The organism is Arthrobacter sp. HMWF013 (assembly GCF_003061105.1).
GTDB lineage: Bacteria > Actinomycetota > Actinomycetes > Actinomycetales > Micrococcaceae > Arthrobacter.
On sequence record NZ_QAIQ01000201.1, the window covers coordinates 1 to 17,686 of the forward strand.

Here is a 17,686-nt window from a genome sequence, read left to right on the forward strand (position 1 = left end):
GACTACGACGTCGTGGTGTTTGAGAACCGTTTCCCCTCGCTGGGCCCTGCTCTGGGTCCCATCCCCTCCGCCCCGGAGTGGGGCACCACCGGCCCGGCCTACGGACGTTGCGAGGTGGTGGCCTTCACCCCCGAACACACCGGATCATTCAGCGGTTTGGGCGAAGCGCGCGCTCGGACCGTTGTTGAGGCCTGGGCACAGCGCACCGCGGCACTCAGCGCCCTGCCGGGCATCAAGCAGGTTTTTCCTTTCGAAAACCGGGGCGCCGACATTGGCGTCACGCTGCACCACCCGCACGGCCAGATCTACGCCTACCCCTACATCACTCCCAGGGCCGGTGTCCTTGGGGCCGCTGCTCGGAAATTCTATGATGGCTCCGACGGCCGGCAGACCCTGACGGGTTCGCTGCTGCGCGCGGAGCGGGAGGACGGGAGCCGGATGGTGATGGAAGGCGAGAACTTCAGCGCCTACGTGCCCTTCGCCGCGCGCTGGCCACTGGAAATCCATCTGGTTCCACACCGCCAGGTGCCCGATCTTGCCGCTCTGAGCGGGGAGGAAAAGGACGAACTGGCACATGTGTACCTGGACCTCCTGAAGAGGCTCGACGCCCTTTACCCGACGCCCACGCCGTATATCTCCGCGTGGCACCAGGCACCCCTCGACGACCTCCTGCGCCCCGCCGGTTACCTGCACCTCCAGCTGACCTCGCCCCGCCGGGCAGCTGACAAACTCAAGTACCTTGCCGGGTCCGAGGCTGCGATGGGCGCCTTCATCAATGACACCACTCCGGAAAGCGTCGCGGAACGGCTCCGCGCCGTGACCGTCCCGGAGGCCACACTGTCCCCCGCTACCGTATTTGCCGCCCCGTTGGCGGCCCGGACCGAAGGAGCACACGCGTGAGCGACGCCCCTCATCCGGAGGTGACACCGGCCCAGTCCGGCACTCCGGACCGTTCCCCTGCTGAGCTTGCAGCCCGCTTTGAGCGGGAGTTCGGCACGGCTCCCGACGGCGTCTGGCAGGCACCGGGCCGCGTGAACCTGATCGGCGAACACACCGACTACAACGAAGGCTTTGTGCTGCCGTTCGCGATCGACAAGACCGCCCGGGTGGCGGTGGCCGTCCGCCCGGACTCCGTGGTGCGGCTCCTGTCCACGTACGGCGACCACGGGATGGTCAGCGCCGATGCCAGTGCGCTGGATGCAGCCTCCGCCAAGGGCTGGACGAAGTACCCGCTGGGCGTTATGTGGGCACTGCAGCAGCGCGGCATCGCGGTTCCCGGGCTGGACCTGCTGCTCGACTCCACCGTCCCCCTGGGTGCCGGCCTCTCCTCCTCACACGCCATCGAGTGCGCTGTCATCTCGGCCCTGAACGACCTGACCGGGGCCGGGCTGGAGCCTGAGGAGATGGTCCTCGCCACCCAGCGCGCCGAGAATGACTTCGTGGGCGCCCCCACCGGCATCATGGACCAGTCCGCGTCACTGCGCGGGGCCAAGGGCCACGCCGTGTTCCTGGACTGCCGCGACCAGAGCGTCCGGTTGGTTCCGTTCGAGGCAGAGCCCGCCGGCCTGGTGATGCTGGTCATCGACACCAAGGTCTCCCATTCGCATGCCGACGGCGGTTACGCATCGCGCCGTGCCTCCTGCGAACTTGGGGCCGAGGTGCTGGGCGTCAAGGCGCTCCGGGACGTCAAGAGCGGCGACCTCGCGGAAGCCGGCGGCCTCCTGGACGACGTCACCTACCGGCGGGTGCGCCACGTGGTGACCGAGAATGATCGTGTTCTCCAGACGGTGCAGCTGCTGGCTACCGAAGGTCCCGGCGCAATCGGTGCACTGCTTGATGCCAGCCACGCCTCCATGCGGGACGACTTCGAAATCTCCTGTCCGGAACTCGACCTTGCCGTGGCAACCTCACGCGCCAACGGTGCCATCGGCGCCCGTATGACCGGCGGCGGGTTCGGCGGGGCGGCCATTGCCCTGACCCCGCTGGCGGAGGAGCAAAAGGTGCGGGCCGCCGTCGAACGCGCGTTCGCGGAGGCAGGCTACAAGGCTCCGGAAATCTTTACTGTGACCCCTGCCGCCGGGGCGATGCGCCTGCAGTAGGGCATTAACTGGGAAAAACGGAGGGTCCCCGCCGTGCAATGAGCACTGGCGGAGACCCTCTGTTTTGATTCAGGGATGACGACGGCGGAAGGCGCCCTGGGCGCTAGTCCTCGCCGCGGAGTATGGCCAGGACGCGGATGATCTCCACGTAGAGCCATACCAGCGTGACCGTCAGGCCAAACGCTGCGGTCCAGGAAAAGCGCTGGGGTGCACCGGCCTGAACGCCGGCTTCAATGCTGGTGAAGTCCATCACCAGGGAGAAGGCGGCGAGGCCGATAGCGAGGATGCCGATAACTACGCCGATGATGCCGCTGCGCAGGCCGAACGGTTCCGATGTCAGGCCGGTCACCATCATGACCAGGTTCACCACGGAGAACAGCGCGTAGCCGACCAAAGCGATCATAAAGAACTTCATGGCCTTGGGCGAGGCACGGACCTTGCCGCTCTTGAAGAGCAGGAGCGTCACGGTAAACACCGACAGGGTGCCGATGACGGCCTGCAGGCCGACTCCCGGGTACATGGTGTCCAGGACGCGGGTCAGGCCGCCGAGGAAGAGTCCCTCGAGGCCGGCGTAGGCGAGGATCAGTGCCGGGGAAGGCTGCTTTTTGAACGTGTTGACCAGTGCCAGGACGAAGCCGCCGAGCGCGCCGACAATCATGAGCAGGGATGCGAGGCCCATGCTGACGAACATGGTCACTGCGGCGCCGGCGAGCAGGACCCCGAGGCAGGCCGCAGTCTTGACAATGACGTCGTCGTAAGTCATCCGGCCGGTGTCCGCGGGACCTGCGGCCGGCTGGTTGTACATCTGCCGCAGCTGCTCGTCAGTCATGTTCTGCTGCTGGGCCCAACCGCTCTGCCCGTCCATGACCTGGCCCGGCGCGCGGCCGTAAGACTGCTGTCCGTAGGGCTGCTGGCCGTACTGTGCCTGTCCGTAGGGCGCCTGCGGGACAGGCGGCGCCTGCGTTGCTCCACGGAAATTCTTTCCGTTGAAGATCGGGTTTCCGCCAAGTGCCATTGCTGGTGTCCTCCAAATAAGGGTTCGATACGTGAATTCAGGTTTCACGTTACCAATTTCCACGTGCCTGCGCTCTAATAAGTTCCCTGTTCAACAGCGCTGAAACCCAACCGTGATGCGGATCAGGCCCGGCTGCTGCGGCCCGCGGGAACCCGCCAGGGCAGGCCGCTGGTGGGAAATACCGCTGTTCAACAAAAGTTTCACTGCATGCCCCCTGCCGGGCGGCCAACGATATTGACCCAGTTGTTATGCGATCGCGACCGCAGAGCTTTCCCGGACCGGCGGATTTGCCCCTGACGCGCTGTAACATTGGCCACACACGGTGACGGACATCACAGATTGGCGTCCGTCCCGTGACGTTCGCAGGGGCTGCAACGGCGCAGCCTGGCCCACCCCCCAAGTGGAGGTTATTCAATTTGAGAAGTACACCCAAAGGCTTGCCGCATAGACGGCCCGGCGGATTGCTGAAGGCGCTCGGGGCTATCTTTGCCTCCATCGTAGTGATTCTGCTCGTGGTCGCTCCGGCATCACAAGCCACTTCCCCGTCTCCGACACCATCCCCGTCGAACCAGACATTCCAGAACAACATCAGCGGCTTCCTCCGCGACGATACCCGGGCCCCGATAGCAGACGTCAAAATCACCGCCAAAAGCGGAGACTTCGAAGGCACTGCCACCTCCGGCGCCAATGGCGCGTGGAACATCGGAGTCCCGGTCCAGGGCACTTACGAGATCGAACTGGACGAATCAACCCTGCCGGAAGGCATCAAGCTCGCCGAAGGCCAGGAAAACCCCCGCAGCGTCACGTTCAGCCAGACCTCAAACCTGTCTGTCATTTTCGCCTTCGGTAAAGGCATCGTGGTCCAGCAGCAGGACTTCGGCCAAAACCTCCTCAACCGCCTCGTCGCAGGGCTGAGCTTCGGCCTCCTCCTCGCGCTGGCGTCCGTGGGCCTTTCGCTGATCTTCGGAACCACCGGCCTGACCAACTTTGCGCACGGTGAAATGGTGACGCTTGGCGCAGTTCTGGTCTTTATGTTCAATGCCGTGGGCATGCCCTTCTGGCTTGCACTGATCCTGGCGCTGCTCGGAGGCGGCCTCTTCGGCTACGTCCAGGATGCAGGACTTTGGAAGCCGCTGCGGCGCAAGGGCACCGGCCTCGTGCCCATGATGATTGTGAGCATCGGCCTCGCCCTGGCCGTGCGGTACATCATCCAGTTCTTCTTCGGTGGGGCCACGCAACAACTGCCGTTCGCCCAAAGTCCCGAAATACAGCTCGGGCCGGTTTCGATCTCGCCCAACAACCTCTGGTCCCTGGTGATCAGCGCCGTGGTCATAGCGATTCTGGGCATCGTCCTGCTCAAGACCCGCCTCGGCAAGGCAACCCGGGCAGTGGCTGACAACCCGGCCCTCGCGGCTGCATCAGGGATCGACGTGGACAACGTGATCCGCATCGTGTGGGTGGCCGGCGGCATGCTGGCATCCCTCGGCGGTATCCTCTGGGCCTACTACCGCCCCGGGGTCACGTTCGATATGGGCTCCCAGATCCTGTTGCTGATCTTCGCCGGCGTTACCCTCGGCGGCCTCGGGACCGTTTGGGGTGCACTCATCGGGTCAATCATCGTCGGCATCTTCGTGGAGCTGACCACCGTGTTCGGCCTCGCCGCCGACCTCAAATACGTGGGAGCACTGTTCATCATGATTGTTGTCCTCTTGTTCCGGCCGCAGGGCATCCTGGGCCGTCGCGAGCGCGTGGGTTAGGAGACAGCCATGGACTTCGGATTTATTCTTTCCAGCGCTGCCGGTGAACTGTTCAGCCCGACGACGGCGGCGTACGCGCTTGCCGCCCTCGGCCTTGCGGTCCACTTCGGCTACTCAGGCCTGCTGAACTTCGGCCAGGCAGGCTTTATGGCCGTCGGAGCCTACGGTTTCGCCATCTCAACACTCACGTTCGGCGTTCCTTTCTTTGTGGGACTGCTGATCGCCATTATCTGTTCGGCCATTTTCGCCCTGCTGCTGGGCATCCCCACCCTGCGGCTCAGGGCTGATTACCTCGCCATCGTCACCATCGCCGCAGCCGAAATCGTCCGATACATCGTGACGACCAACCAGCTCACGGGAGTGACGGGCTCGGCCAACGGCCTGGCGGCTTTCGAGGGCGGGTTCTATTCGATGAACCCCTTCCCCGAAGGCTCGTACTTCGGCATGAACAACAGGGACCTCTTCATCCGCGTTGTGGGCTGGGGACTGGTGATCGTCTGCTGCGTCCTGGTCTGGCTGCTGATGCGGAGCCCGTGGGGCCGTGTCCTCAAGGGCATCCGCGAGGACGAGAACGCCGTCCGCTCGCTGGGCAAGAACGTTTACGCGTACAAAATGCAGGCCCTGGTCATCGGTGGCGTTCTCGGCGCCCTCGCGGGTATGGTCTTCACCCTCCCCCGTGGTGCGGTCCAGCCGGCCAACTACGGCACGGAGCTAACGTTCTTCCTGTATACCTGTCTCCTGCTCGGCGGCCTGGGCACTGTGCTCGGGCCGGTGGTGGGTGCAATGATTTTCTGGGTGGTACTTTCACTGACCCAGGGCATCCTTTACGGGCTGATCGAATCCGGGGCTGTGACCTGGCTGAACACGGTCCAGGCCGGGCAGCTGCGTTACATTCTGGTAGGCGTCGCCCTCATGCTGCTGATGATATTCAGGCCGCAGGGCGTCTTTGGCAACAAGAAGGAGCTGGCGTTCGCATGAGCAAGCACAGCGAAGAACCCCGCGCGGCGGAGAACCGGGAAAACATCGAATACATGACGGACGACCGTCCGATCGCGGCCGGCGATATCGCTCCCGGCTGCAAGAAGCGGGACCCGATCGTAGTGGCTGAGAATGTCACCCGGTCCTTTGGCGGCATCAATGCAGTGGATGTCGAATACCTCGAGATTCCGCGCCACAAGATCACGGCCCTGATCGGCCCCAACGGTGCCGGCAAGACCACGCTCTTCAACCTGCTCACCGGGTTCGATACACCGAATTCCGGAAAGTGGCAGTTTGAAGGCAACAGCCTGGCGGGCGTTTCACCGTACAAGGTGGCCAGGATGGGCATGGTGCGTACGTTCCAGCTGACGAAGGTCATGGGCAAGCTCACGGTCATGGAGAACATGCGCCTCGGCGGCTCGCAGCAGCCCGGTGAACGGCTGTCCCACGCCTTGTTCAAGGGTTTGTGGGGCGGCCGCGAAAAGGAAATCACCGCGCAGGCGGAGGTCCTCCTGGAGAAGTTCAAACTCGACGCGAAAAGGGACGACTACGCAGCTTCCCTGTCCGGCGGCCAACGCAAGCTGCTCGAAATGGCGCGTTCGCTGATGGTCAGGCCCAAGCTGGTGATGCTCGATGAGCCGATGGCAGGCGTCAACCCTGCACTCACCCAGTCGCTCCTGGACCACATCAAGAACCTCAAAGCCGAAGGCATGACCGTACTGTTCGTCGAACACGACATGAACATGGTCCGCCATATTGCCGACTGGGTGGTGGTCATGGCAGAAGGCAAGGTTGTAGCGGAAGGCCCTCCCGGGGACGTGATGAAGAACCCCGCCGTGATCGACGCCTACCTGGGCGCGCACCACGACGTCGATCTGGGCGACGCAGAGGGAATCAAGGAGCTGGCGGCCGAGCTGGTGGCCGATGAGTCCTCCATCGTCGGTACCGACAACGCCGGCATCATCGCCCTTGACGTCATTGGCACGGAATCCGATGATCCCGGTTCCAGGAAGAAGGACACCAAATGAGCGCCGTCAGCGCGGCGGCCGCCGCAAGCAGCACAGCAAGTGACTCCGTTGTTAAGGTCACCGACCTCGTAGCCGGCTATCTTCCCGGAGTGAACATCCTCAACGGCTGCAGTATCGAGGCCCGCAAGGGCGAGCTGATCGGCATCATCGGCCCCAACGGTGCCGGCAAGTCCACCCTGCTCAAAGCCATGTTCGGGCTCGTCAAAGTCCACTCCGGCACCGTTGTGGTCCGCGGCCAGGACATCACCGGGCTGAAGGCCAACAAGCTGGTGACCAAGGGTGTGGGATTCGTCCCGCAGAACAACAACGTGTTCTCCACCCTGACCATCGAGGAGAACATGCAGATGGGCATGTTCCAGCGGCCCAAGGACTTCAACGAGCGGTTCGACTTCGTCACCAGTCTTTTCCCTGAGCTCGGAAAACGCCGGGCCCAGCGGGCAGGCTCGCTCTCCGGCGGTGAACGCCAGATGGTGGCCATGGGACGCGCCCTGATGATGGAACCGGCGGTGCTGCTGCTCGATGAGCCGTCAGCCGGCCTCTCCCCCGTCAAACAGGACGAGACTTTCCTGCGGGTCCATGAGATCAACCGGGCAGGTGTATCGGTCATCATGGTGGAACAGAACGCCCGGCGCTGCCTGCAGATCTGCGACCGGGCCTACGTCCTTGACCAGGGCAGGGACGCGTACACAGGCACTGGCAGGGAGCTCATGAAGGACCCCAAGGTGATCCAGCTGTACCTCGGTACGCTGGCGGACGAAGTCTAAGCCGCCACAAGCAGTCCTTGAAGGGCCGTCACCGTCCGGTGGCGGCCCTTCCGTCTGCCCCGCTGTTACCCCCGGTCTCTGCGTCTGCCACAGGAGCGCTTGAGACCTGCCCACCGGCCGCCCGCACCCTGGCCCGGGAAAGACGCTCCCCTCACCACCTGCACCATGGCCGGAACGGACTGGCCGAGGCAGCAAAAAGCCCCCGTCCGGCTGGACGGGGGCTTTCTGTGCTATCTGAGGAGCGGCGTTTACAGCTTGCCGAATTCTTCCTTGGACGGCTTGTAGGTGTTGTTGTCCTGGTATTCGTAGATACCGATGTAGGCCTCCGTGGGGTCGCCCGCATCAGAGAACGTCACCGGACCGGACTGGCCGTCGTAGTCGATGTCCTTACCGTTTCGGAGCAACGTCACGCAGGACGGGTAGTCCATGCACTTCTCGCCCACTTCAGATACGGACTTGAGCTGCGCAGCGATGTCGGTGCCCTTGGTGCTCTTGGCGGCTTCGGATGCCAGTGCAATCAGGTTGACGGCGTCATAGGACTCGCCTGCGTAGCTGTAGTCCTTCAGTGCCGGATCAACAGCCAGAAGCTTCTTCTTGAAGTCCTCCTTGGCGAAGGTACCCGGGATGGTGCCCTGGGCGCCCTTGAGGGTGCCAGCCGTGAAGTCCTTGCTGTAGTCCGAGGTGTTGCCATCCACCAGGAACATCTGAGTTGCCTTGATGCCCTTGCCGGTCATCAGCGGAACGATGCTCTTGGCCTGGTCGAAGGTGATCAGGGCAATGGCGTCCGGCTTGGCCGCAATCACCTTGTCCACCTGGCTGCTGAACTGGGAGTCACCTTCGTTGAAGAGCTCTTCGGCTACAACCTTGCCGCCGGCGGCCTCAAAGGCAGACTTGACGTTCTTCGCCAGGCCGGTGCCGTAGGCGTCATTGAGGACGATCATGCCCACAGTCTGAGCGCCACAGGTTGCCATGTAGTTGCCCAGCACCTTGCCCTGGAGGACGTCCGAGGGTGCGGTGCGCCAGTAGAGGCCCTTGTCATCCCATGTGGTGAAGTCCGGAGAGGTGTTGGCCGGTGAGAAGTGGATAACGCCGGCACCGGTGATCTGGTTGATGACCGTCTTGGAGACGCCGGAGGAGGCCGCTCCAACAATGGCGCTGACGCCCGACCCGAGCAAGGCGGTGGTGGACTGCGTCGCGATGTCCGTCTTGGTGTCACCGGAGTCACGGTGAATAACCTCTACGGGCTTGCCCAGCACGCCGCCGGCACTGTTGACTTCCTGGATGCCCAGGTTGACGCCGGCGATTTCGGGCGGGCCGAGGAAGGCCAGCGAACCGGTGGTGGGCAACAGCGAACCGATCTTCAGTGGTGTCTCTGTGGTGGTGGTTGAGGCGGGAACGGGGCCGCCGGCAGCGGCAGCCGTTGAGGCTCCGGCCGTAGCGCTGGGAGCTGGGCAGGAAATGCCGGCTGCTGCTGTGGGAGCGGCCGTTTCCGTCGAGCTTGGGGTGGAGGTACCACCACAGGCTGTGGCCAGAAGGGCGACGCCCACGCCAAGCGCTGTGAGCTTGGCGACGCGGGGTGCCACAGGGGGGAGTGAAATCATTGACAATCTCCTGGATCGAAAGGTGCGAACGGCCTTTGACGCGGATGATCAGGTGTTCCTGAGTTAACTCAAGCTAATGCATAACAGAGGCGGATATAAGTGACTGAGGTCACATCCTTATAACAGTCGTTGCATATGCGAAATCAACGTCGGCGAAGGGGCCAAGGAGGATCACGTCCGCCCCTTAGAGGCGCCCGCAGGCCTGGCCGGACTCAGAATCTGTACCCCAGGTGGGACTCGAACCCACAACACGCGGATTTTAAGTCCGCTGCCTCTGCCAATTGGGCTACTGGGGCGCCCGGTCAATGGTATCTCCTCAGAGACGGTTGAAGGGTTCGGCGTACCGGAACCGGCCGTGCACTCCCCCCGGCCACACTGCCAGGGGCAGGAGTTGGAAGTTGTCCGCCCACACCTCTTCGGGCGGCAGCACACCCAGGGAAGTGGCCGGCACAAAGCCGAAGCGCGGGTAGTATTCGGTGCTCCCCAGGAGTGCGATGCCGCTCTCCCTGGCGGCATTGGCCCGCGCGATGGTCTCGTTCATCAGCGCACTGCCGATGCCGTGACGCTGGAGCCTGGGGGTCACGCCGATCGGCCCCAGCCCCAGCAATTCATGCTCCTCTACCCAGCCGCGGGTGCTGATGACATGGGCAACCACCTCGCCGTCCAGTTCCGCCACGATGCTGAACTGCGGCAGGTATTCGTCGCACTCGAAGAGTTGGCGCAGCACTTCTACTTCAACCGGCTCCCCCACGGCAGGAAGGCCCGTGGCGGGCGACACGGCGAAGGCCTCGGCGGTCAGTTTCAGGATCGCAGAGCGGTCAGCCTGGGTTTCGTCGCGCAGCACCAACTCCGGGCGGGGCTGGTGCCGGCTTTCAGCGGACAGCTCGGCCAGCGCTTCAATGGCCCGGGCCGCGTCAGCGACAGGCACCAGGAGGTGATCGTGGTGGAACCCAGCCAGGACGTTGCAGCTGATATGGGCGTCGGTCAGGGCCCTGCCAACGGCGGCAGTCAGGCCAATCGCTTCGAGTTCGGAATGCACCTGCAACGTGATCCATGCGGCCACAAAATCGTAGTGGAGGCCCAGGCTGTCCGCCTCCGCCCGCGGAAGGACCACGGTGAGGCCCTCGGCTTCGCGGACAGCGGCTTCGATGCCGGGCGCCAGCGGCCTGCCATGCGGCCAGAGCACATAGACGTATTCACCGTCGCGCAGCTCCGGGTGAAGTGCAGCCAGCAGGGTCTGGAGGTTCTTTTCGCCAGTCATGGTGCCAGTCTAGAAGGCGGAAACACCAAACGGCGGCCACCCCCTCAAGGGGAGAGCCGCCGTCGGGCGTTACAAAAGGGCGCCTGGCCTGCTACTTGGCGTCAGCGGTGACCGACTGTTTAGGGTCAACCTTGGTGGCCTCAGCGGAGCCGGGCCGGGCTGCTGCGGCGACCTCCCGCGTGTCCGCGGCCGGGGCAGCAGCAGCTGCCGGCTTGGGCGGGGCGGCGGCAGCGGCGAAGGCGCCACGCGGGTTGTCGAGGTGGACGAGCGGGGTGGTGTCGCGGCCCATGAAGAAGGCGAGGATCCAGCCGAAGATCACGCGGATCTTGCGCTCAACCGTAGGCATGGCCATGCCGTGGTAGCCGCGGTGCGCAAGCCAGGCCAGCGGGCCCTTCAGGCCGATGCGGCCCACAAGGCTGATGTTGGCAACACCCTTCCACTCGCCGAAGCCCGCCACAGCGCCAAGGTTCTTGTGCTTGTAGTCCTTCAGCGGCTTGTCCCAGCGGGAAGCCCACAGGTTCTTGGCGAGGCGCTTGGCCTGGCGCAGCGCGTGCTGGGCGTTCGGGACGCAGGTCCCGTCCGGCAGGCCGCTGCCCGTGAGGTCCGGCACAGCTGCGATGTCGCCGGCGGCCCAGGCGTTCTCGATGATGCCTTCGTCGCCGGCAATGCGGAGGTCCGGGAGGACCCGGACGCGGCCGCGCGGTTCCAGCGGGAAGTCGGAGGAGCGGATCATCGGGTTGGCCTGCACACCGGCGGTCCAGACGAGGGTGTCGGCTTCAAATTCCTGGGCAAAGCTCTTGTCCGGGAGGTTGATCAGCTTCAGGCTGCCTTCGGCGCTGTCCAGCGAGGTGTTAAGCAGGACCTCGATGCCGCGGCTCCGGAGGTGCTCCACAACCCATTCAGCCTGCGGTGCCGTGACCTCGGGCATGATGCGTCCCATGGCCTCAACCAGGACGAAGCGGACTTCCTCCTGCTTGATGCGCGGGTTGTTCCTGACCGCTGCGCGGGCAAGGTCCTCCATCTCCGTGATGCACTCGATGCCGGCAAAACCGCCACCCACCACCACGAACGTTAGGGCCTTGGCGCGGGCAGCGGGATCGGTCATGGTGGAAGCTACTTCGATACGCTCCAGGACCTTGTTGCGAAGGGCCACGGCCTCTTCGATGGTCTTCAGGCCGATGCCCTTGTCCGCGAGCCCCTTGATGGGGAAGGTGCGGGTGATGGCGCCTGCGGCGATCACGATGTCGAAGTAGGGGATCTCGATGTGCCCGCCGCCGTCCGCGGGCGCCACGACGGCGGTGCGGTTGGCGTGGTCGATCGAGGTAACGCTGCCCTGGATGAGTTCGGTCTGCTTCAGGTGCTGGCGGTGGGACACCACCGCGTGGCGGGCCTCGATGTTGCCGCCGGCCACTTCCGGCAGGAAGGGCTGGTAGGTCATGTAGGGCAGGGGATCAACGAGCGTGACAATGCCACCGGCATTCGCGATCTTGTTCTGCAGTTTGAGGGCTACGTACAGGCCGACGTACCCGCCGCCGACGACGAGTACCCTGGGACGGTCCTGGAGCTGAGGGGAGGTTGCCATGGTTTCAAGGATACAACAGTTTGTGAAAATCTTCACTAACTACGTTTGGCGGCCGGAATCCACGGTATGGAAGGCCCCGGTGTCCGGATCCTCGCGCGCCAGGCCGGGGTTTCGGGCGGCCCTGCGGAGGTGTACTGCCGCGGCTCCGATGATCGCCACAAACAGCCCTGCCGAGCCGATGACGACGGCGGCGCCGACGGCAGTGTCACGCCCGGACGGCGTCTCCGCCGCGGGCACGGAAGGCTCAGGCAGCGTAGGGACCGCGCTGGCCACTTCATCGGTGGGCACGGGTGCGGGCGTGCCAAGGTTCCCGCGGCGGTGGACCCGGATCCAATCGGAAATGGACCCCAGCGGGTTGGCCGCCGCCTCGGGGACGGAATCCTTCAGCGCGGCCTCGGCGTTCAGCACACCAAAGCCATACAGCGGATCCTTGCCGGCAGGACCTGCGTCCTTGGCCGTGCTGACAATCCTGTTGATCACCTGTTTGGCGCTCATCTCCGGCCATTTGGAACGGATGAGGGCGGCGACGCCGGCGACGATAGGCGTCGCCCCGGACGTGCCGGACCATTCGGCGTAGCCGCCGCCGGGAAGTCCGCCGAGCAGGTTTTCCGCCGGGGCCGCTACGCCGATGCTGATTCCCTGGGAGGACGAATCGACGCTCGCCACCCCTTTGCGGTCCAGGCCGGCTACCGTCAGGACGCCGGGGATGGTGGCCGGCGCTCCCACCTGGAGGTTGCCGCCGATCCTGTTTCCGGCCGCGGCAACGATGACCACGTCCTTCTGCTCGGCGTAGAGGAAAGCGGCGTCCCAGCTTTGCGGCCACTGCGGAGTGGTGCTGCCCAGGGAGATGTTGATGACTTTGGCCCCGTTGTCCACAGCCCAGCGGACTGCTTCGGGGATCTGGTCCTGATCGCTCTTGCCGGCGGGGTTTGCCGATCCCAGCCAGGTGGAAATGGAGAGGATCTCAGCTTCCGGCGCCACCCCCACCATGCCGTCAGGTCCCGCACCGGCCGGAGCAGGGCTCGGAGAGGCGGTGGCACTGGCAGGCTGATGGCCCCGGCCGGCCAGCATGGTGGCCACGAGGGTCCCGTGCTCCGGCTTGATGCCCAGGCTTTTCTGTCCATTGGCGCTGCCCGCGCCGGAGGCGTCGAAACCTCCGGTCACAGCACCTTTGAGGTCAGGGTGTTGGGCGTCGACCCCGCTGTCGATCACCGCGATCTTTACTCCGGCGCCCTTGGAGATGTCCCACGCCTTGGTGATGCCGGCTTCGGCCAGCCAATACTGCTTGTCCCGATCGGCGTCCGCCTGGGCAGCAGGTGCCAGTGCGAGCCCGGAGGCCAGGCTGATGCCCGCGAGGGTCACCGCCAAAAGAGCTGAGGCGGTCCGTCGGAACCGTGCTGTTGCTCTGGTCATGTGGGGTCCCCGTGTTATTTGTTGGCTGAGCCTAAGTTCAGTTCAGGCTCAGGGCAATACCGTCAAGAATATCGTGTTCGCTGGCGGTGGCCGTCACGATGCGTCCCGCACTGAGTTCATGCATCCGCTCCAGAATGCGCCGCCACACCAGCCCGCCGGCGCCGATGACGTCCACGCGGCCGGGGTGCATGTACGGCAGTGCTCCCCGTTCGGCCCGCGGCATTTCCAGGAGATCGGTGGCGGCCGCCGCGATGTCCGTGATGGGCAGTTCGGTGCCGTGGATCGCCTCAGGCGAATACTCCGGCAGCCGCAGCGCGTGCGCTGTGATGGTGGTGATCGAACCGGCCACCCCGACGACGGCGGTGGCGCGTTCCAGCGGAACGTCCAGTCCCGCACGGGTGATGGCGGCGTCGACGTCGGCCGTCGCGGCGGCGACCTGTTCGGCGGTGGGGGGATCATTCCTCAGATGCCGTTCGGTCAGACGGACGCAGCCGATGTCCACAGATTTACCTGCCGTGACGCCGTTGGCGGTGCCCAGGACGAATTCGGTGCTTCCGCCGCCCAGGTCCACTACCAGGACATGGTCACCGTCGAGGATGGGCAGGACACTGCTGGCGCCGGCGAAAGACAGGGCAGCTTCCTCGTCGCCGGAGATGACCTCCGGCTCCACGCCGAGCAGTTCCCGGATCCCGTCGACGAAGACCTGGCGGTTGCGGGCGTCCCTGCTGGCCGAGGTGGCCACAAACCGGACGGCCTCGGCGCCGTGTTCGCGGATCATGTCCGCGTAATCGGCTGTGGCCGCGAAGGTGCGCTCCAGCGCCTCGGGGGCGAGTTCACCGGTGGCGTCCACGCCCTGGCCGAGCCGGACCACCCGCATTTCGCGGACCACGTCCGTCAGCTTGGCGGTCCCGTTGCTGCGGTCGACGTCGGCGATGAGCAGGCGGATGGAGTTGGTGCCGCAGTCAATTGCCGCGACGCGGGTCATGGTGCTGCCCCTTCGCTGCCGGAGGACTTCCGGACCGGAGCGGGGCGGCCCACGATGTCCGGCAGGCCCTGCGGTCCGTGCCGGCTGAGGTCCCGTGACGGGGCCTCCCCCGCGGTGTCCCATGCTCCATCGCAGTAGCAACGGTCCGCGGTCCACCATTCACTGATGCCCGCGATCGCTTCGTCGCCCAGCGGGTTAATGCCCGGTCCGGCGGCCAGCGAGTGGCCTACCAGGACGTGCAGGCACTTCACGCGGGTGGGCATTCCACCGGCGGAGATGCCGTCAATCTCGGGGACGGCCCCGATGCCTGAGCGTTGCCCGATGCCTGCCCGGGCCGCCAGATAGTCCTCATGGGCGGACCGGTAGGCTGCGGCGAGCGGCTCGTCAGCGGTGAGGCGTTCGTTCATGTCGTTCATGAGCCCGGCAGCTTCCAGCCTCGAAACCGCCGCGGTGATGACGGGGTGCGTCAGGTAGAACGTGGTGGGAAACGGCGTGCCGTTGCTCAGCCGGGGTGCCGTTGCCGCCACGAGCGGATTGCCGCAGACGCAGCGCGCCGGGATCTCCACAACGTCGCGGACCGGCCGTCCCAGCTGCCTGCTGAGTACCTCAAGATCATGTGCTGATGGCTGGCGGGACATCTCCGGCGCAATTGCCGTGTTTTCTTCCACTGGCGCGGCCATCCTTCCTCTAGCTGTTCAGTCTGTGGCCGCACGCCTGATGGACTCCCACAGGGAATCCACCCACGGCAGATCGGCGGGGTCTTGTGCTGCCGTGGCGGTCTGGCTACTGCTTGTTCCGGCCGGCAGATCGCTGCCGAAGACCCAGTAGCCGGATTCACCCGGCATTACCATGTTAATGCGGTCGCGGGCCTGCTGTTTCACGTAGTTCGGATCCTGCCAGCGCGAGAGCTGCTGCCGCAGGACATCCTGCTCCGCCTGGCGGGCCTCAATATCGGCACTCAAAGCAGCAAGCTCGGCGCGCTTATCGAAGAAGATTTTGACTGTAGGCGCGAGCATGATGGTGATGGCAATCATGACCACGGCAAGGGCAAGCATCCGCCCGGAGAACGCCTTCGCCGGAACCGGATGGGCGTCGTCGTGGGTTGGATCATCCTTCTTGGCTGCGGCCCCTGCAACGGCAGCCTTACCGCTTACCCGGGTGGCGCCGGCACCGGCCTTGGCCTTGGCACCCGCGGCGACCTTCGGGGCTGCGGGTTTGTCCTTCGCGCCGCCTGCTGTGCCACGGCCGGCACCGCTGGCCGCGCCTGTGCCGCCGAAGTCGGCACGGATGACTTCTGCCGCGTCCTTGGCGGCATCCGCTGCCGATGGGGTTCTGGCGGCGGCCTTGGGGACTTTGGGACGGCGGGTAGCCATGACACTCCTGAAACGTGCGGCCTGCCTCTGGCCGCAACTCTCTGCGCTGAACTAATACCGGCTGAACAAATGCCGGCTGGAACAATTGCCGGCTGGAACAGGTGCCGGCGGAAAACCGGGCTGAAACAAAAACCGGTGGCTATGGTCTTTCAACCATAGCCACCGGTCAGTGGTTTACGCGGCTACTAGCCCTTGAAACGCGGGAACGCGCTGCGGCCGGCGTAGCGTGCGGCGTCGTCGAGTTCCTCTTCGATGCGCAGCAGCTGGTTGTACTTGGCAACACGCTCGGAACGGGCCGGGGCGCCGGTTTTGATCTGGCCGGCGTTGGTGGCCACCGAGATGTCGGCGATGGTGGTGTCCTCGGTCTCGCCGGAGCGGTGCGAGGTGATGGTGGTGTAACCGGCACGCTGGGCCATGCTGACGGCGTCGAGCGTTTCGGTCAGTGAACCGATCTGGTTGACCTTCACCAGCAGCGAGTTGGCGGTTTTGGTTTCGATGCCGCGCTGAAGGATGGAGGGGTTGGTGACGAAGAGGTCATCGCCCACCAGCTGGACTTTGTCGCCGATGGCGTCGGTGAGGGTCTTCCAGCCGTCCCAGTCGTTCTCGTCCAGCGGGTCCTCGATGGACACCAGCGGGTAGTCGGCGACGAGTTCGGTGTAGTACGCGCTCATTTCGCTGGAGGTCAGAGCCTTGCCCTCGAACTGGTAGGCGCCGTCCGTGAAGAACTCGGAGGAGGCAACGTCCAGGGCCAGGGCGATGTCCTTGCCCGGGGTGTAGCCGGCGTTCTTGATGGCTTCCTGGATCAGGTCCAGGGCAGCGCGGTTGGAGGGCAGGTTGGGGGCAAAGCCGCCTTCATCGCCAAGGCCGGTGGACAGGCCCTTTTCCTGGAGCACGGCCTTGAGCGCGTGGTAGACCTCGACGCCCCAGCGGAGGCCCTCGGAGAAGGTCTCGGCACCCAGCGGGACAACCATGAATTCCTGGATGTCGACGTCGGAGTCGGCGTGCGAGCCGCCGTTGAGGATGTTCATCAGCGGTACGGGAAGAACGTGGGCGTTCGGGCCGCCCAGGTACTTGTACAGCGGCAGGTCTGCGGAGGCGGCGGCAGCGTTGGCCACGGCCAGGGAGACGCCGAGGATGGCGTTGGCGCCCAGCTTGCCCTTGTTGGGGGTGCCGTCCAGGTCAATCATGGCCTGGTCGATGCTGCGCTGGTCGGTGGCGTCGAAGCCGGTCAAAGCCGGAGCGATCTGGTCGATGACGGCGTCAACGGCCTTCTGGACGCCCTTGCCGAGGTAACGGCCCTTGTCACCGTCACGAAGCTCAACAGCCTCGTGCTCACCGGTGGAGGCGCCGGAAGGTACTGCCGCGCGGCCGATCTGGCCATCGGAGAGCAGTACTTCAACTTCTACGGTCGGGTTGCCGCGGGAATCGAGGATCTCGCGGGCGTGGATGGCATCGATAAGCGCCATGGATTTGCTCCTTTGGTGAAGCGATTTACAGGGAATCTAACTGCTGGAACTAGCGGAAAGTCTGGGACGTCCTGGTCAGGACCTAGCGTAGTCGAGAGTGGTGCAGGTTACGGAAACCTATCCAGCACCCGGACGTCATGATGGCAGGGGTTGCTGTTGCTGGAACTGCCGGAGGGCACCGCGAAGGGCACGCTCGGCGTCGAACCCTCTTGCGCGGGCGGAGCCGACGACGGCGAGCAGCAGCTCGCCCAGTTCCGCTTCGGATGTGGCGGTCTGGACAAGCCCCACCACCGGGTGTTCCGGGGCGCCGCTGTCCTGCGACTGCACCTCAACTCCGGCACGGGCCGCCCGGTCAAGGAACTTG

At 64.9% G+C, this 17,686-nt stretch carries 15 protein-coding genes, 1 tRNA gene and 1 pseudogene; 6 read left to right on the top strand and 11 right to left on the bottom strand.

Features of this window, described 5'->3' with window-relative positions:
• Both galT and galK read left to right on the top strand, forming a co-directional pair.
• Positions 1-900: galactose-1-phosphate uridylyltransferase (gene galT / locus DBR22_RS08640; RefSeq protein ID WP_108598678.1), on the top strand; the 900-nt coding region annotated here is incomplete at its 5' end.
• A 20-nt stretch (positions 901-920) separates the two neighbouring features.
• Complete coding sequence (gene galK, locus DBR22_RS08645; RefSeq protein WP_108598692.1) at positions 921-2,099, top strand: galactokinase; 1,179 nt, start codon at positions 921-923, stop codon at positions 2,097-2,099.
• A gap of 103 nt (positions 2,100-2,202) precedes the next feature.
• On the opposite strand, the gene DBR22_RS08650 is transcribed toward galK, so the two are convergent.
• Positions 2,203-3,114: a Bax inhibitor-1/YccA family protein gene (locus DBR22_RS08650; protein ID WP_108598679.1), complete on the bottom strand. Its 912-nt coding sequence runs from the start codon at positions 3,112-3,114 to the stop codon at positions 2,203-2,205.
• 461 nt (positions 3,115-3,575) lie between these two features.
• Between DBR22_RS08650 and DBR22_RS08655 the strand changes: the two genes are divergently transcribed.
• From DBR22_RS08655 to DBR22_RS08670, 4 genes are read left to right on the top strand one after another with little or no spacing between them, the layout of a single operon-like run.
• Positions 3,576-4,871 carry a branched-chain amino acid ABC transporter permease gene (locus DBR22_RS08655; RefSeq protein ID WP_108598680.1) on the top strand — a complete coding sequence of 432 codons (1,296 nt, stop codon included), beginning with the start codon at positions 3,576-3,578 and terminating at the stop codon, positions 4,869-4,871.
• A gap of 9 nt (positions 4,872-4,880) precedes the next feature.
• Positions 4,881-5,849, top strand: coding sequence for a branched-chain amino acid ABC transporter permease (locus tag DBR22_RS08660; RefSeq protein WP_108598681.1), 969 nt, complete (start codon positions 4,881-4,883; stop codon positions 5,847-5,849).
• A complete protein-coding gene (locus DBR22_RS08665; protein WP_108598682.1) occupies positions 5,846-6,877 on the top strand; it encodes an ABC transporter ATP-binding protein in 1,032 nt (343 codons plus the stop codon). The genes DBR22_RS08660 and DBR22_RS08665 overlap by 4 nt, the downstream gene beginning before the upstream one ends.
• Positions 6,874-7,641, top strand: a complete 768-nt coding sequence (locus tag DBR22_RS08670; protein WP_108598683.1) for an ABC transporter ATP-binding protein — start codon at positions 6,874-6,876, stop codon at positions 7,639-7,641. Before DBR22_RS08665 ends, DBR22_RS08670 begins: the two co-directional genes overlap by 4 nt.
• A gap of 248 nt (positions 7,642-7,889) precedes the next feature.
• On the opposite strand, the gene DBR22_RS08675 is transcribed toward DBR22_RS08670, so the two are convergent.
• The 10 genes and pseudogenes from DBR22_RS08675 to DBR22_RS08720 form a co-directional block, all read right to left on the bottom strand.
• Positions 7,890-9,242 carry an ABC transporter substrate-binding protein gene (locus DBR22_RS08675; protein ID WP_108598684.1) on the bottom strand — a complete coding sequence of 451 codons (1,353 nt, stop codon included), beginning with the start codon at positions 9,240-9,242 and terminating at the stop codon, positions 7,890-7,892.
• A gap of 222 nt (positions 9,243-9,464) precedes the next feature.
• Positions 9,465-9,538: transfer RNA gene (locus DBR22_RS08680), tRNA-Leu, on the bottom strand.
• A gap of 20 nt (positions 9,539-9,558) precedes the next feature.
• Complete coding sequence (locus tag DBR22_RS08685; protein ID WP_108598685.1) at positions 9,559-10,503, bottom strand: N-acetyltransferase; 945 nt, start codon at positions 10,501-10,503, stop codon at positions 9,559-9,561.
• Between the two features lie 91 nt (positions 10,504-10,594).
• The gene (locus tag DBR22_RS08690) at positions 10,595-12,085 is read right to left on the bottom strand and encodes an NAD(P)/FAD-dependent oxidoreductase (protein WP_108598686.1); all 1,491 of its coding nucleotides are present in this window, start codon (positions 12,083-12,085) and stop codon (positions 10,595-10,597) included.
• A 39-nt stretch (positions 12,086-12,124) separates the two neighbouring features.
• A complete protein-coding gene (locus DBR22_RS08695) occupies positions 12,125-13,498 on the bottom strand; it encodes a S8 family serine peptidase (protein WP_108598687.1) in 1,374 nt (457 codons plus the stop codon).
• Between the two features lie 37 nt (positions 13,499-13,535).
• Positions 13,536-14,483, bottom strand: a complete 948-nt coding sequence (locus DBR22_RS08700; RefSeq protein WP_108598688.1) for a Ppx/GppA phosphatase family protein — start codon at positions 14,481-14,483, stop codon at positions 13,536-13,538.
• Positions 14,480-15,151, bottom strand: coding sequence for a DUF501 domain-containing protein (locus tag DBR22_RS08705; protein WP_181365085.1), 672 nt, complete (start codon positions 15,149-15,151; stop codon positions 14,480-14,482). Before DBR22_RS08705 ends, DBR22_RS08700 begins: the two co-directional genes overlap by 4 nt.
• Before the next feature lie 27 nt (positions 15,152-15,178).
• The gene (locus tag DBR22_RS08710) at positions 15,179-15,856 is read right to left on the bottom strand and encodes an FtsB family cell division protein (RefSeq protein ID WP_108598690.1); all 678 of its coding nucleotides are present in this window, start codon (positions 15,854-15,856) and stop codon (positions 15,179-15,181) included.
• A 185-nt stretch (positions 15,857-16,041) separates the two neighbouring features.
• Positions 16,042-17,322, bottom strand: coding sequence for a phosphopyruvate hydratase (eno, locus tag DBR22_RS08715; protein ID WP_108598691.1), 1,281 nt, complete (start codon positions 17,320-17,322; stop codon positions 16,042-16,044).
• A 135-nt stretch (positions 17,323-17,457) separates the two neighbouring features.
• Positions 17,458-17,686: pseudogene (locus DBR22_RS08720) on the bottom strand (nucleotide pyrophosphohydrolase); the annotation flags it as partial.